Source organism: Nonomuraea sp. NPDC003727 (assembly GCF_053586935.1).
In genome coordinates this window covers 600,626-614,252 of record NZ_JBSFNE010000002.1, presented here as the reverse complement: position 1 = coordinate 614,252, position 13,627 = coordinate 600,626, and the positions used below count along the sequence as shown (strand labels likewise).

The window sequence follows — 13,627 nt, the reverse complement described above, 5'->3', positions numbered from 1 at the left end:
ATGTTCGCGATGGTCACGGCTGCGTTTCCATGTTCGTGTGTCGGCTCTCCTGACGAGTCCTGCGGTTCCTGCCCAGCAGTGCCCATGCGCCGAGAGCCAGCCCGCCGAAAGGGATTTCGACAGTGTACGTCCAGAAACCGAACAGCAGCGCGGTGGCCGTGGCGGCGGCGACGTCCACGCCGAAGGCGGTCGTCAGCAGCAACACGACACCCCCCTCCATGAGCCCCGCGCCACTGGGTGTGACCAGGACCGCGGTGAGAACCCGGGACAGCGCGAAGACTGCGATCGATTGTGCAAGACCAGGATACGCGCCGGTGGCCTGCATACAGCAGATCATGATCAGCCACTGCAGCACCAGGAAGGCGGTCATGCCGGCTGACAGGCGCGCCCACCGGGTCCTGACGACGCCCGCGGTGTCCCTGCGGAGCCGCTCCAGCGCGGCGGACGCCGAGAACTTGAGATGGGTCGGCCGTACCAGCGCGTCGAGGGCGCGGCCGAGCAGCGCGGCGGCGCGATCCCAGTACAGCGCGGCCGCCACGACCGCGACGAGGGAGAGGATCGACAGGGCGCCGATCCACCCGGCGTTGGCCACGGTCGGGTTGGGCGCCTCGCCCGCGATCAGCAGCGCGATGATGCCGACGGCGGGCAGCAGGAACCTGAACATGGTGTTCCAGATGCCGCTGACCAGCGTCATCACCACGATGGCCCGGTTGCCGAAACCCCAGCTCCTGGCCATGGCGAAGGTCAGCGCCACCCCCGCGGCCCCGCCGAAGGGCAGCAGGTTGCTGACCGCGCTGCCCGCGGCGTTGAGCGTGAGGCCCTGCAGGTTGTTCAGGCCGGGCAGCGAGTTCGTCAGCACGAAGGTGTAGGCGAACAGGCTCGCCAGCCACACCGCGGCCATCAGCGCGATCACACCGGGGTGCATCGCCGCGAAGATCGCGCCGATCTCCGCCCACGAGACCTTCTTGCCGGTGAGCGTTTGGACGATCTGCGGCAGGTAGACGACGAGCGTCGCCGCCAGCCCCAGCGAGACGACCGACAGGGTGATCCGGAGCCATGAGTTCTTCATCGATACCACCCTGCCCCGGCTCGCGGGTGCTGAGCGTCGTCCTGAAGGAGGAAACGGGCGATTCTCACGATGCTTCGTCTCTCACGGTGCCTCGTCGAAGGGGTGCTTGAGCCGGGTGCCCGGAGGCAGGTCGCGGCGGACGAACCACTCGGTGCCGAAGACCAGCCGGTAGAGCGGCCCGGGGATCTTCAGCAGGACGGCCAGCGTCCTGTCGCTGTCGCCGCCGCTGGCCTGCGAGGCGTGGGCGGTCATGCTGGCCCTCTTCTGCCGGGCGAACTTCCTGACGTTGACCCGGTGGGTGATCTGGTCGCCCGCGGTGTAGGCGCTCTCGAAGGTCCTGAGGTCGAACTCGGGAGGGAAGGTGTAGACCTTGCCGGCCAGCCGCAGCGCCCGAAGGAGCGGGTCCCTGTTGACGGTGGCCTCCAGCACGATGGGCGTGCCCGCGATCTGCGCGGCCCGCCTGCCCACCCGGTGCACCTGCACGTGGTCGGGATGGCCGTAGCCGCCCGCCGGGTCGTAGATCGACAGCAGGTCGGCCTTCTCCTCCTCCAGCACGGCGGCCAGTGCCTCGGCGGCCGCCTCGGAGTCGGCGTCGATGAAGGCGTTGTCGGGGCGTTCCTCGGCGATGCCGCCCGTGGGGCTCAGCCCCGAGTCGCCGTAGCCGAGGCACACCACGCGGGCGCAGCCGAGCACCGCGGCGGACTCGTACAGCTCCTTGATCCGCCTCTCGCCGAGCGCTTCGCCCTTCTCGGTGTCGGCCAGGCCGCGCTCTCCGGCGGTGGCCACGACCAGCACCACCCGGTGGCCCTCGGCCGCGAGCATCGCCATCGTGCCTGCTGTCAGCAGGGCCTCGTCGTCGGGGTGTGCGTGGAAGAACACAGCGGTACGTGGTGGCACAAGGTCAGATTAGTGTGGGACGGGTGCGGATCCTTCACGTCAGCGACTGTTACCTTCCACGGCTCGGGGGCATCGAGGTGCAGGTCGCGGACCTCGTCAGGATGCAGCGCGAGGCCGGCGACACCGTCGAGGTGGCCACCGCGACCAGGGGGGAGGCGCTTCCCGGCGTCCACAGGATCGTCGCGAGGATGCCGTTCGACCTGCCCGTGCACCCTCGAGGTGTGGGCAAGCTCACCAGGCTCATGACGGCGAGCCGGCCGGACGTGGTGCACGTGCACGCCGGCGCCGTCTCGCCGTTCGCGTGGATGGGGGTGCGCGCGGCCGTCAGGGCGGGCCTGCCCGTCGTGGTGACGGTGCACAGCATGTGGGACCCGGCCACCCGCGCCCTCTACACCGCGCTCAGGTTCGTCTTCGAGTGGCATCGGTGGGGGCTGGTCGCCACCACCGTCAGCAACGCGGCGGCCGCCCCGATCCGCGCGGTGGCGGGGCGGGGCACGCCCGTCCACGTCGTCTCCAACGGGCTCGACGTCTCGGGCTGGCGCCCCGTGGGCGGCGGCCCGCCGCAGGACGGCGAGGTGCACATCGTGGCGGTCGGCAGGTTCGCGCCCCGCAAGCAGCCCGTCCGCCTGCTGAGGCTGCTGCGGGAGGCGCGCGCCAGGGTGCCCGCCCACGTCCCGATGCGGGCCACGGTCATCGGCGAGGGCCCGGCGCGCGGCTCCATGGAGCGTTTCCTCGCCGCGAACCGCATGAACACCTGGGTCTCGCTGCCCGGCCGTCACACCCGCGCGCAGATCGCCAAGGTACTCGCCTCGGCCGACCTGTTCATCGCCCCCGCGCCCCGCGAGTCGTTCGGGATCGCCGCCCTGGAGGCGCGGGCGGCGGGCCTGCCCGTGGTGGCGCGCAGCCAGAGCGGCGTGGCCGACTTCGTCAAGCACGGCAAGGAAGGGCTGCTCGGCCGCTCCTTCGACGACCTGGTGTCGGCCGTGGTCCGCCTGTCGACCGACACCGCACTGCGCGAGTCCATCGCCGAGCACAACCGCTCCACGCCGCCCACGGCCGGATCGTGGCCGCTGATCCTGGAGGGCTTCGAGCGCTGCTACTCGTCGGCCATCGGCTGAGTGCCGTCCGTCTTGCGCAGCACGACGAAGCCGTTGCGCTCGAAGACCTTCTCGTAGCCCGACGACAGCAGCAGCGCGACGCGCTCGGCCTGGGCGGCGGGGGAGCCGTGGGGATACTCCCAGCGGGCCACGTCGGCCACCACCCACGGCGCCCAGCGGGGCTGGTGGTCCCACAGCAGGACGGTGGCCCGCGAGGTCAGGGCGGGGCCGAGCGAGTTGGCGGCCTCGACGACCACGCCCGACGGCACCCGGGAGACGGCCTCGGCGGCGGCCCGCACGTGTTCGGGGTCGGCGCGGTAGAAGGCCGGGCGGGCGAGCTGGTCCAGGGCGAAGCGGGGGACCAGGGTGAGGGCGACGGCGGCGACGCCGACCGACCACGCGAGTTTCAGCGCGTCCGGGCCCTTGATCCAGCGCAGCAGCCGGGAGAGCCCGTCGACGCCGGCGCAGAAGAGGATGATCACGGTGAAGGCGCTGTACTGGAAGTCGGCCTGCCACCACGGCGACCTGTCGGACAGCATGCGTTCGAGGATGTGTGGCAGCGCCATGAGCGAGATCGGCGACAGCAGGCACAGCATGAGCGTCGGCCAGGCCAGCAGGAGGAGCGTGTCGACCTTGGCCTCCTCGCTGAACGGCAGCGCCAGCGTGCCGAGCGGGTCGCCCAGCATGTGCAGCAGGGCGCTCGGCACGTCGGGCCCCAGGTGCCCGTAGGCCCAGAAGTCGCCGGTGTCGCCGCCGACCAGCCGGATCAGCACGCCGCGCACCAGCACGGTCCAGGCCAGGCCGACCGTGACGCACAGCAGGCCGCGCAGCCGGTCGCCGAGCACCACCAGGCACAGGCCGGCGCCGATGGCGACCAGGCCCATGTCCTCCTTGACCAGCAGGAGGGCCAGCAGCGCCAGGAACGCGGGCAGCGGCCGGCCCGCGTGATAGCGCTCGATCATGATCGCGGTCAGCAGCGGGACGAACATCACCTCGTGCGCGTCGAACGCGGCGGCCTGGGCGATCGGCCACGACACGGCGTAGGCGAAGGCGACGAGGTAGGCGGGAACCGTCCCGAGTACCCTGCGGGTGAACGTCCACAGGAAGGGGATGGCGGCGGCGAACAGGACGGCCTGAGCGATGATCAGCGTGGCCGGGCCGTCATGGATCCAGTACAGCGGCGCCAGCAGCGCGTAGATCGGCGAGAAGTGGTCGGCGAGCTGCAGGTAGTCGAGGCCGCGGCCGTGGAAGCTGCCCACCGCGGGGATGTACGGCGGGCCGAGACGGGAGTAGCCGCGCACCGCCTGGTCCACGATGACCAGGTCGAACGTGGTGGCGTGGAAGGTGGCGAGCCTGACCAGTCCGAGCAGGGAGTAGGCGGCGGCCGCGGCCGCGCAGAGCAGGGACAGCCACAGGCGGGGAGGGGTCGTCAGGCGCACAAGGGACAGCACAGCGGACAAGGGTAGACAAGCAGGGCGCCGGACCGCGGCCGCCGCGCCGCACTGCCCCCCGCAGGCGGTGCGGCGGCCGGGAGCTTCATCAGGAGCAGGCGCTCTGGATCTTGGTGCTGAAGCCGTTGATCTTGGTGGTGAACTCGGTGAGCTTCGAGGCGTCCTGGAGCCCCTTGATGCTGTCGAAGCTGGAGGCCAGGTCGTTGAGGGCCGACGCGAGTTCGCCGTCGTACTTGGCCGCGAGCGCCTTGGTCTTGTCGGCGGCCTCGGTGGACGCCTTCTCCATGGCGGCCGGGTCGGTGACGGCCTTGGCGAGGCTGCCGGACCACTCGTTCATGATCTTGGTGGCCTCGTTCGACGCCGTGGTGCAGTCCACGGCGGTGCCCACGGCGCCGCAGGCGGTGAGCCCCGCGAGGGTCAGCGTGGCCGCGGAAACGGTGATGGCCCGCTTGAGGAAACGCATTCTGTGCCCTTCGTTGGATGACCAGCAGAAGGGACATTATGGGGGCAGACTTGATATTCACTTACATCGCGCTTACATCACCCGTCACACCGACTTACGCCACGGCTGGACGCCGTGACATGGCGGTCATTCCCCCTCGCGCTCGTGCCGGCCGCGCTGACCGCGACCGCCACGCGCGACCCGCTCGCGACCGGCGTCGGGCGCGCGTATCCGTCGATCGGTCATCGGATCGCTCGGGGGTCAGAAGGGGAGGGGCCTGCCGGAGGGAGTGCGCAGGTCGAGGGGGAGGGGGCGGCGTGGGGGCCGCGGCCGGGGGACCAGCTGGAGCTTCTTCACCTAGTGGAATCCTTCCAGTGGGACGTACCACTGTATTACCCGATGATCAGGTGTAACTCACCCTCTCGCGGTAACGTCACAGGTATGGCGTTCGTGCACCCGGCGTTCTTCTACGAGGACGACCGGGAGTACCTCTCGGGCACCGTACCGTTCATCCGCGCTGGGCTGGCGGCCGGTGAGCCGGTCGCGGTCTCCGTACCTGGCCCCAACCTCGAGCTGATCAGGGACGAGCTGGGCGACGAGGCGCAGCGGGTGCGCATGCTGGACATGACCGTCGTGGGGCGCAATCCGGGCCGGATCATTCCCGGGGTGCTGCGCGAGTTCGCCGACCACTATCCGGACCGGCACGTACGGATCGTCGGCGAGCCCATCTGGGCGGGCCGCACCGGCACCGAGTACCCCGCCTGCGCCCAGCACGAGGCGCTGATCAATCTGGCCTTCCAGGGGCGCCGCGCCACCATCGTCTGCCCCTACGACGCCAAGCGGCTCGAGCCCGAGATCCTCGACGACGCCGCGCTCACCCACCCCCTGCTCCAGGACGCCGAAGGGGAGCGGGCGAGCACCGCCTACGCCCCCATGCGCGTGATCGAGGGCTACAACGTGCCGCTCTACGAGCCGCCCGCCGCCGTCGCGCTCAGCTTCGACAGCACCAACCTGGGCCAGGTACGGCACCTGGCCAACGAGTGGGCGACGGCGGCCGGCCTGACCGGCACCCGCCTCGACGACGTCCAGCTGACGGTCTCCGAGCTGGGCGCCAACAGTCTCGACCACGGGGGCGGCGCGGGCGTGCTGCGGCTGTGGCACGAAGAGGGCCGCATGGTCTGCGAGGTCAGCGACGCGGGGCACATCACCGACCCGCTCGCCGGCCGGCGGCCCGTGGATCCCAGCACCCCCGGCTCGCGCGGCCTGCTGATCGTCAACCTGCTCAGCGACCTGGTCCGCATCCACACGCGCGAGGGCGCGACCGTGGTACGCGCCTATTTCGACCGGCCGGGGTGACCTGGTAGGGCGGCGGCATGATCCTGCTGCGCTCCATGCGAGGACGCGCGACCGACGAGCCGCACCGCGTCGCCACCCCGCTGGAGCTGTTCTTCGACCTGTTCTTCGTCGTCGCGGTCTCCTTCGCGGTCAGCGAGCTGGCGCACGCGCTGTCGGCCGGGCACCTGGGCGAGGCGCTCACCGGCTACCTGACGGCGTTCTTCGCCATCTGGTGGGCGTGGATGAACTTCACCTGGTTCGCCTCCGCCTACGACACCGACGACTGGGTCTACCGCGTCATGACGCTGGTGCAGATGTCGGGCGTGCTGGTGCTGGCGGCCGGTGTACCGGCGGCCTTCGAGCGGCACGACTACCGGATCGTCTGGTTCGGCTATCTGATCATGCGGGCGGCCATGGCCTGCCAGTGGCTGCGCGCGGCCGCCGGCGACCTTCCGCACCGGCGGGCGGCGCGGCGCTACGCGCTCGGCATCAGCCTGGCGATGGTCTACTGGGCCGTCCTGTTCGTGACGCCCGCGACGCTGGTGCTGCCGGTGTTCGCGCTCGGTGTGGTGATCGAGCTGGCCGTACCGGTGTGGGGCGAGCGGGGGACCCGCACCTCCTGGCACCCGCACCACATCGCCGAGCGCTACGGCCTGTTCACGATCATCATGATGGGCGAGAACGTCCTGGGTGCCACCGTCTCGGTGCAGAACGCGCTGTCCCACGAGGGCGCCAAGCCGTCGCTGATCGTGGTGGCCGCCGCCGCGCTGGTGATCGTCTTCTCGCTGTGGTGGATCTACTTCGAGCCCGAGACCCACGAGATCCTCACCTCCAGCAAGGCGGCGCTCCGCTGGGGCTACGGCCACTACGTGATCTTCGCCTCGGTGGGGGCCGTCGGCGGGGGCATCGAGGTGATGGTCGCCTTCGTCACCGGCGAGAGCGCGCTGACCCGTACGCAGGCCGGCCTGGCGATGGCCGTCCCCGTCGCGATCTTCCTGATCGCGGTGTGGGCGCTGCACATCCGCCCGCACCGCTACGGCCGCGCCGACAGCGCCGCCTTCCTCCTGGCCGCGGTCCTGGTGCTCCTGGCCGCGGCCACCCCCGTCGCCGTGCCGCTGATCGCGGCCGTCACAGCCGGGCTAGTGGCGGCGACGAGCCTGATCAGGCGGGCAGCGTGGCCCGGACGGTGAACCCGCCGCCGGGCACCGGACGAGCCTCCAGCCGCCCGTCGAACAGCGCCACCCGCTCCCGCATGCCGATGAGCCCCTGACCGAGCCCGCGCCGCTCGGGCGGCTCGTGGCCCGGCGCCGGCCCCTCGTCGGTGACCTCGAGGGCCAGCTCCCCGCGCCGGTGCGCGACCGCGACCAGCACCCTGGTCGGTCCGGCGTGCTTGAGCGTGTTGGTCAGCGCCTCCTGGATGATCCGGTAGGCCGACAGCTCGAGCCCCGCCGACAGCGGCACCGGCGCGCCGCGCACGTCGAGCTTCACGTCGAGGCCCGCCACGCGAACCTGCTCCACCAGCTCCTCCAGCCGGGCGAGGCTGGGCTGCGGGACGTTGACCGCGCTCTCGGGGCCCGACCGCAGCACGTCCAGCATGCGTCGCAGCTCGTGGACGGCCTCGCGACCGGCCTCCTCGACGGCCGTCAGCGCCTCCCGCTCGCGCGCCTGCTCCTCGAGCAGGCGACGGCGTACCGCACCCGACTGCATCACCATGACGCTGACGCTGTGGGCGACGATGTCGTGCAGCTCGCGGGCGATCCTGTTGCGCTCCTCGTTGACCGCCTCCCTGGCCAGCAGGGCCCCGCGCTCCTGTGCCTGGGCGGCGACCTCCCGGTAACGCTGGACCGCCACGCCCGCCCCCGCCGCCACGCCGGTCATCACCAGGGCGATGGCCACATCGCCTGGACCGACGGGCGCGGTGTCGGCGAAGACCATGAGGCTGAGGAAGCCGAGCGCCAGCGCGAGCGCCGCGGGCGCGCGCCAGTTCGCGCGCGGGACCTCCGCCATCACGGTGAAGAGCAGCACCAGCTCCACGTAGAACTGCCAGGCGCCGAGCATCTCCTGTGACAGCGGGATGGCCAGGCCGCCGGCCACGCTGTAGACGGCCAGCGCGGTGAACGGGATGCGGCGCCGTACGGCCACCAGGACCGCGCTCGCGAGGGCGAGCCCGATCCACAGCGCCGGGTGGGTGCGGTCGGGCTCGCCGGTACGGCCGCCGATCTCCTCGGCCAGCGAGAACACGGCCACAATGGCGGCGATCGCCCAGTCGAGCCTCATGGGTCCCGACTGTAAGGCGCTGCTCCAGGGGCCGACATCACCCGCTAGACGGACATTAGTTCTCTACCGATGACATATCGGCATAACGGGCGCCCTCGACGGCCTCCGCCAGACCGGACAGCGCGTCGATCTGGCCGGCGGTGAGCGTGACGGCCGCCGCCGCGGCGTTCTCCTCCAGATACCTCAGCCGCTTGGTGCCGGGGATGGGGATGACGTCCTCGCCCTGGGCCAGCAGCCAGGCGAGCGAGAGCTGCGCGGGCGTGCAGCCCACCTCGGCGGCGACCGCGGCGACGCGCTCGACCAGCCGCGCGTTGTGCGCGGCGGCCTCGCCCGAGGTCCGGGGGTTGACCCTGCGGAAGTCGTCGGCGGCGAGCTGGTCGGCGGGCGGCAGCGCGCCGCTCAGCAGGCCGCGGCTGATGGGGGAGTAGGCCACCAGCTTGACGCCCAGCTCGCGCGCGGTGGGCAGGATCTCCGCCTCGATGCCCCTGGTGAACAGGGAGTACTCGCTCTGCAGGGCGTGGATCGGGTGCGTGGCGTGCGCCCTGCGCAGGGTGTCGGCCGTCACCTCCGACAGGCCCAGACGGCGCACCTTGCCCTGCTCGACCAGCTCCGCCATGGCGCCGACCGACTCCTCGATCGGGACGTCCGGGTGACGGCGGTGCATGTAGTAGAGGTCGATGTGGTCGACTCCGAGACGCCGCAGCGACGCGTCGCAGGCCTGGCGGATGTAGGCGGGGGTGTTGTCGATGCTGCGCGTGCCGCCCTCGCGCCTGACGCCGAACTTGGTGCCGAGGAACACCTCGTCGCGGCGGCCCTTGATGGCTCGGCCGACGAGCTCCTCGTTGTGCCCCATGCCGTACATGTCGGCGGTGTCGAGAAAGTTCACGTCAAGGTCGAGGGCGCGGTGGATGACGGCGATCGACTCGTCGTCGTCGGCCGTGCCGTAGAACTCGGACATGCCCATGCAGCCGAGCCCGATCCTGGAGGTCATGTCATCTCCTGGTAGAGGTTGATCTTGTAGTCCAGGACCTCGAGGTCCTGGGTCAGCTCGGCGATCCGGGAGGCGGCGCCGTCATGACTCCAGGGTCGCCCTTCGAGTGCGCTCGAAGTCAAACCGCCGGTGGCCGGCTGTACCCACCCTGAGGGGGCGGACCCTACCCAGGGTCGCCTCGCACCAGGTCATCGGGGTGATGCGGGGGATGATCCTCCCTCGGTCGTAAGGGTCGGTTCAGGGGCCGCGTGGGGCCGATCTCCGATACTCGGCGGAGCCGTGTTCCGCGAGCGTAAAGGGCATGAAGGGATTGCTCATCGGTGGATTCGCGGCGCTCGGCACGGGCGCCGGCGCGATGCTCACGCTGCAGACCGAGGCCGGGCTCGACCCGATGCACACCTTGATCAGCGAGTACGCCTTCCACCCGATCGGGTGGCTGCTCCCCGCGTCGCTGACGCTGTTCGCCGTGGGGGCGGCCTTCGTCGCCGCCGCGCTGCGCAGGTCGGGCGCCGACCGCAGGGTCGTGGCCCTGGTGGCGGCATGGGGCGTGTGCATGTTCCTCATCGGTGTCTTCCCGACCGACCGGCCGGGACTGCCGCTGTCCCTGTCCGGCGGGATCCACCGCTACGCGGGATTCGTCGCCTTCCTCGTGATGCCGGCGGCGGGCCTGCTGCTGGCCAGGGCCAAGGTGTGCTACCCGCGGGCGATGAAGGCGCTCAGCGGCGTCGCGCTGGCCGCGCTGGTGCTGGTCGTCATCCCCTACGTGGTCAGGACGCTCGGGATCCCGCTGAGCAACGCCGAGATCCCCGCCGGGCTCACCCAGCGGCTCGTGGTGGTCTCCGAGGTCGGCCTGCTGCTGCTCCTGAGCCTCCACCTGGTACGGCTGCCGCACGCGACCGGCCACCGCGCTCACCGGCTGGTGTCCGTCCAGCACGCCGCTCCGGCGGCGCCGGCTCCCGTCCAGACGTCGCGGTCGCTGGCCGCGTAGGTGGTCAGCGCTCCCACGGGGGCGTCTCCCCCATCGAGGCGTAGTACTTGGCGAGGTGTGACTTGACCCGGTCCACCTCGCCCTTCGGTATCTTCACCCCGCCCCTGGCACCCTGGACGACGGCGCCGGCCGCCATGACCGCCCTGGGGACGGCCTTCAGCGAGCCACCGATGACGTCCGCGACGGGCAGCTTGTAGGCGCCGAACTCGTCGGCGTTGTCCCCGTCGTACCAGACGAAGGCCTGGCGGTACTGCGCGTTCGGCTCGTCCTCGGCCTTCGCCCAGGCGCGGACGCGCTTGTCGGCCTCGTCGGCGTCCCATTCTCTGTCGCGGTCGGCGAGGGGGAGGTCGCGGAACTGTGTCACGGTCATGGAGGTCGCCTACCCCCCGACCACGCCTGAAACGAACGCCCGCCGTGCGCGTGAAAGGGGGAGCGCGGGATAGGAGGAGTGGAGATCCACATGGGGAGGAGACGGACATGACCATTCTGGTGGCCTATGACGGTTCGGACGACGCCAAGGCGGCCATCGCCTACGCGGGCAGCCTGCTGAAGGGGCAGCGGGCCGTCGTGCTCAGCGTGTGGGAACGGCTGGCGCTCGCCTCGATGAGGGGTTCGGCGGGGATGATGGTGCCGATCGACACCACGGCCGAGGACGCGGCGATCCAGGAGGCCACCAGGGAACTGGCCGAGCAGGGGGCGCAGCTGGCCAGACAGGCGGGGCTGGAGGCCACCGCGCGCTGCGAGCCCGACTCGCCGGCGGTGTGGTCGACGATCGTGGACGTGGCGCAGGAACTGGACGCCACGTTGATCGTGACCGGGACCAGGGGGCTGGGCGGGGTGCGGTCGCTGCTGCTGGGCAGCACCTCCGACCGGGTGCTGCACCACGCCGGACGGCCCGTGCTGATCGTGCCGTCCCCGGAGGGCGCGGAGAGCGGCGTGCCGTCGGCGGAGTCCCAGGAGAGCGGTGTGCCGTCGAAGGAGTCCCCGAAGTCCGGCGTGCCGTCGGCGGAGCCGCCGGGGACCACGGCCTGACCCCGTCCCGCCTCCGGGGCGGTGAGACGCGATGAGGCACAGTGGTTCCCGCCCGGATCTCGGGTGCTGTCGCGGGCTCTGCGGAAGGGACGGCGGATGACGTCAGGACTGGCGCGGCGGCTGGGCACCGGCGACGCGGTCGTCGTGGGGCTCAGCGCCATGATCGGCGCGGGGGTCTTCGCCGCCTTCGCGCCCGCCGCCTCCGCCGCGGGCCCCCTGCTGCTGCTCGCGCTCGCGCTCGCCGCCGTCGTCGCCTACTGCAACGCGACCTCCTCGGCCAGGCTCGCCGCCCGCCACCCCGAGTCCGGCGGCACCTACGTGTACGGCAGGCGGCGGCTCGGCCCGTTCTGGGGATACCTGGCCGGGTGGGGCTTCGTGGTCGGCAAGACGGCGTCGTGCGCGGCGATGGCGCTGACCTTCGGCGCGTACGTCGCCCCCGGCCTGGCCGTCCCGCTGGCGGTCGGCGCGGTGGTGGCGTTGACGGTGCTCAACCTCCTCGGCGTCCAGCGCTCGGCCATGGCGGCACGGATCATGGTGGCGCTGGTCCTCGCCGTGCTGGCGGCCGTGGTGGTCGCCGGCCTGACCGGCGGCAAAGCGCCGTCGACCCCGTGGCATGCCGTCCCGGAGGCCCCCGTGGCCCCCTGGGAGGTGCTGCAGGCCGCCGGGCTGCTGTTCTTCGCCTTCGCCGGCTACGCCCGCATCGCCACGCTGGGCGAGGAGGTGCGCGATCCCGAGCGGACCATTCCCAGGGCCGTCCCGATCGCCCTCGGCATCACCCTCGTCGTCTACACGCTTGTCGCGCTGGCCACGTTGCGCGTGCTCGGTCCTGCCAGGCTCGGTACGTCCCACGCCCCGCTGGTCGACACCGTGATCGGGGCGGGCGCCGGATGGCTCGCGCCGGTGGTCAGGGCCGGCGCGGCGGTGGCGGCCCTCGGCGCGCTGCTCGCGCTGATCCTCGGGGTGTCGCGGACCACCTTCGCGATGGCGAGGGAGCGTGACCTGCCCGGATTCCTCGACGCCGTGCATCCCGTGCGGCAGGTGCCGTACCGGGCGGAGCTCGCGGTGGCCGCGGCGGTGATCGTGCTGGTGCTGGCGGTCGACCTGCGGGGAGCCATCGGGTTCTCGTCGTTCGGGGTGCTCGTCTACTACGCGGTGGCCAACGCGGCGGCGCTCACCCTGACCCGCGACGAGGGCGCGCCGCCGCGGGCGGTGCCGGTGGTGGGGCTGGCGCTGTGCGTGGTGCTGGCGGTCACCCTGCCGGCCGCGTCGGTGGCGGCCGGGCTGGCGGTGTTCGCGGCGGGCGGCCTGTGGTGGGTGCTGCGCCGCCGCCCGTGAGCCGGCACCTCCTGGCGCGCTGCCGGGGCCACCTGGCGCGCTGCCGGGACGATCTGGTGCGCTGCCGGGGCCACCTGGCGCGCTGCCGGGACGATCTGGTGCGCTGCCGGGGTCACCTGGCGCGCTGCCGGGCCCGCAGGGCACGATAGGGGTGGAATCCCCGTCGATGGTCCGGGCGCACCGCTGAAGCGCCTTCGCATGAACAAGCGTCCCCGCTGTTTCGGCCATCTCACCGTCGCGCCGCTGTGGCCCCTGCACGGTGTCAACCTCGGAACCCTCCTGCGCACCTGCGACGCCGTCGGCGCGTGCATGGCCGTACCGCGGCTGCCGTGGGTGCCCGACGCCCTCGCCAAAGGCAACACGCTGCGCAGCCGTACCTGCGTCCACTGGGTACGGCCGATGCGCTGGCTGACGGAAAGGAAGAGCGACGGAGACGACGTGATCGCCGTCGAGTTGGCGGACCGGGCGATCCGCCTGGCCGACCTGCCGGCCGCGCGGCGGCCTACGGTGGTGGTCCTCGGCCACGAGTCGGACGGAGTCCCCGAGGAGGCGCTCGACCTCATGGACGCCGTGGTCGAGATCCCCATGGTCGGCAGGGGCACCAGCCTCAACGTGGCCGTGGCCGGTTCGCTGGTGCTGTACAAGCTGGCCGGGCTGACATGATGACGGCGTTGTTCCCCCGGATCCTTTGACGTACGTTGGCGCGGACGCAC

General features: G+C 71.8%; 15 protein-coding genes. 7 read left to right on the top strand and 8 right to left on the bottom strand.

From position 1 onward, the window contains the following. Positions 1-13 precede the first annotated feature (13 nt). A complete protein-coding gene (locus tag ACWDLG_RS08165; RefSeq protein WP_354913567.1) occupies positions 14-1,069 on the bottom strand; it encodes a lysylphosphatidylglycerol synthase domain-containing protein in 1,056 nt (351 codons plus the stop codon). An 81-nt stretch (positions 1,070-1,150) separates the two neighbouring features. Next, positions 1,151-1,966 carry a PIG-L deacetylase family protein gene (locus ACWDLG_RS08160; protein ID WP_449917292.1) on the bottom strand — a complete coding sequence of 272 codons (816 nt, stop codon included), beginning with the start codon at positions 1,964-1,966 and terminating at the stop codon, positions 1,151-1,153. Between the two features lie 23 nt (positions 1,967-1,989). Here ACWDLG_RS08160 and ACWDLG_RS08155 point away from each other — a divergent pair, with 23 nt between their 5' ends. After that, on the top strand, positions 1,990-3,084 hold the full coding sequence (locus tag ACWDLG_RS08155) for a glycosyltransferase family 4 protein (RefSeq protein ID WP_449917290.1): 1,095 nt from the start codon (positions 1,990-1,992) through the stop codon (positions 3,082-3,084). Here ACWDLG_RS08155 and ACWDLG_RS08150 read toward each other — a convergent pair. Together ACWDLG_RS08150 and ACWDLG_RS08145 are read right to left on the bottom strand one after the other, a co-directional pair. Further along, entirely contained in the window at positions 3,063-4,514 is a 1,452-nt protein-coding gene (locus ACWDLG_RS08150; RefSeq protein WP_449917287.1) for a DUF2079 domain-containing protein, read from the bottom strand. The genes ACWDLG_RS08155 and ACWDLG_RS08150 overlap by 22 nt on opposite strands. 88 nt (positions 4,515-4,602) lie before the next feature. After that, a complete protein-coding gene (locus ACWDLG_RS08145) occupies positions 4,603-4,977 on the bottom strand; it encodes a hypothetical protein (protein WP_354913559.1) in 375 nt (124 codons plus the stop codon). Positions 4,978-5,397: 420 nt separating this feature from the next. Between ACWDLG_RS08145 and ACWDLG_RS08140 the strand changes: the two genes are divergently transcribed. Next, positions 5,398-6,312 (top strand): anti-sigma factor RsbA family regulatory protein, encoded by a 915-nt coding sequence (locus ACWDLG_RS08140; protein WP_449917285.1) that lies wholly within the window; start codon positions 5,398-5,400, stop codon positions 6,310-6,312. Positions 6,313-6,329: 17 nt separating this feature from the next. Then, the gene (locus ACWDLG_RS08135) at positions 6,330-7,481 is read left to right on the top strand and encodes a low temperature requirement protein A (protein WP_449917283.1); all 1,152 of its coding nucleotides are present in this window, start codon (positions 6,330-6,332) and stop codon (positions 7,479-7,481) included. Here the strand turns inward: ACWDLG_RS08135 and ACWDLG_RS08130 are convergent. Genes ACWDLG_RS08130 through ACWDLG_RS08120 form a run of 3 tightly spaced genes read right to left on the bottom strand, consistent with a single transcriptional unit; the run spans position 7,453 to position 9,681 of the window. Then, positions 7,453-8,568 carry a sensor histidine kinase gene (locus ACWDLG_RS08130; protein WP_449917280.1) on the bottom strand — a complete coding sequence of 372 codons (1,116 nt, stop codon included), beginning with the start codon at positions 8,566-8,568 and terminating at the stop codon, positions 7,453-7,455. The two genes, ACWDLG_RS08135 and ACWDLG_RS08130, sit on opposite strands and share 29 nt — an antisense overlap. A 55-nt stretch (positions 8,569-8,623) precedes the next feature. Continuing rightward, complete coding sequence (locus tag ACWDLG_RS08125) at positions 8,624-9,559, bottom strand: aldo/keto reductase (RefSeq protein WP_449917278.1); 936 nt, start codon at positions 9,557-9,559, stop codon at positions 8,624-8,626. Continuing rightward, positions 9,556-9,681 (bottom strand): hypothetical protein, encoded by a 126-nt coding sequence (locus tag ACWDLG_RS08120; protein ID WP_449917277.1) that lies wholly within the window; start codon positions 9,679-9,681, stop codon positions 9,556-9,558. The genes ACWDLG_RS08125 and ACWDLG_RS08120 overlap by 4 nt, the downstream gene beginning before the upstream one ends. Positions 9,682-9,860: 179 nt before the next feature. Here ACWDLG_RS08120 and ACWDLG_RS08115 point away from each other — a divergent pair, with 179 nt between their 5' ends. Further along, positions 9,861-10,547, top strand: a complete 687-nt coding sequence (locus ACWDLG_RS08115; RefSeq protein ID WP_354913547.1) for a DUF998 domain-containing protein — start codon at positions 9,861-9,863, stop codon at positions 10,545-10,547. Between the two features lie 4 nt (positions 10,548-10,551). Here ACWDLG_RS08115 and ACWDLG_RS08110 read toward each other — a convergent pair whose 3' ends face one another. Next, the gene (locus tag ACWDLG_RS08110) at positions 10,552-10,917 is read right to left on the bottom strand and encodes a hypothetical protein (protein WP_354913545.1); all 366 of its coding nucleotides are present in this window, start codon (positions 10,915-10,917) and stop codon (positions 10,552-10,554) included. 107 nt (positions 10,918-11,024) lie between these two features. Between ACWDLG_RS08110 and ACWDLG_RS08105 the strand changes: the two genes are divergently transcribed. From ACWDLG_RS08105 to ACWDLG_RS08095, 3 genes are all read left to right on the top strand, one after another. Continuing rightward, positions 11,025-11,579 carry a universal stress protein gene (locus tag ACWDLG_RS08105; RefSeq protein ID WP_449917274.1) on the top strand — a complete coding sequence of 185 codons (555 nt, stop codon included), beginning with the start codon at positions 11,025-11,027 and terminating at the stop codon, positions 11,577-11,579. Between the two features lie 96 nt (positions 11,580-11,675). After that, positions 11,676-12,914 (top strand): APC family permease, encoded by a 1,239-nt coding sequence (locus tag ACWDLG_RS08100; RefSeq protein WP_449917272.1) that lies wholly within the window; start codon positions 11,676-11,678, stop codon positions 12,912-12,914. A gap of 198 nt (positions 12,915-13,112) precedes the next feature. Continuing rightward, positions 13,113-13,577: a TrmH family RNA methyltransferase gene (locus ACWDLG_RS08095; protein ID WP_449917269.1), complete on the top strand. Its 465-nt coding sequence runs from the start codon at positions 13,113-13,115 to the stop codon at positions 13,575-13,577. Positions 13,578-13,627: the final 50 nt, after the last annotated feature.

Excerpts from the sequence above, each read along its gene's own strand:
- ACWDLG_RS08165 (WP_354913567.1), bottom strand. The coding sequence starts at position 1,069 with ATGAAGAACTCATGGCTCCGGATCACCCTGTCGGTCGTCTCGCTGGGG.
- ACWDLG_RS08145 (WP_354913559.1), bottom strand. The coding sequence starts at position 4,977 with ATGCGTTTCCTCAAGCGGGCCATCACCGTTTCCGCGGCCACGCTGACC.
- ACWDLG_RS08140 (WP_449917285.1), top strand. The coding sequence starts at position 5,398 with ATGGCGTTCGTGCACCCGGCGTTCTTCTACGAGGACGACCGGGAGTAC.
- ACWDLG_RS08135 (WP_449917283.1), top strand. The coding sequence starts at position 6,330 with ATGATCCTGCTGCGCTCCATGCGAGGACGCGCGACCGACGAGCCGCAC.
- ACWDLG_RS08130 (WP_449917280.1), bottom strand. The coding sequence starts at position 8,568 with ATGAGGCTCGACTGGGCGATCGCCGCCATTGTGGCCGTGTTCTCGCTG.
- ACWDLG_RS08125 (WP_449917278.1), bottom strand. The coding sequence starts at position 9,559 with ATGACCTCCAGGATCGGGCTCGGCTGCATGGGCATGTCCGAGTTCTAC.
- ACWDLG_RS08115 (WP_354913547.1), top strand. The coding sequence starts at position 9,861 with ATGAAGGGATTGCTCATCGGTGGATTCGCGGCGCTCGGCACGGGCGCC.
- ACWDLG_RS08110 (WP_354913545.1), bottom strand. The coding sequence starts at position 10,917 with ATGACCGTGACACAGTTCCGCGACCTCCCCCTCGCCGACCGCGACAGA.
- ACWDLG_RS08105 (WP_449917274.1), top strand. The coding sequence starts at position 11,025 with ATGACCATTCTGGTGGCCTATGACGGTTCGGACGACGCCAAGGCGGCC.
- ACWDLG_RS08100 (WP_449917272.1), top strand. The coding sequence starts at position 11,676 with ATGACGTCAGGACTGGCGCGGCGGCTGGGCACCGGCGACGCGGTCGTC.
- ACWDLG_RS08095 (WP_449917269.1), top strand. The coding sequence starts at position 13,113 with ATGAACAAGCGTCCCCGCTGTTTCGGCCATCTCACCGTCGCGCCGCTG.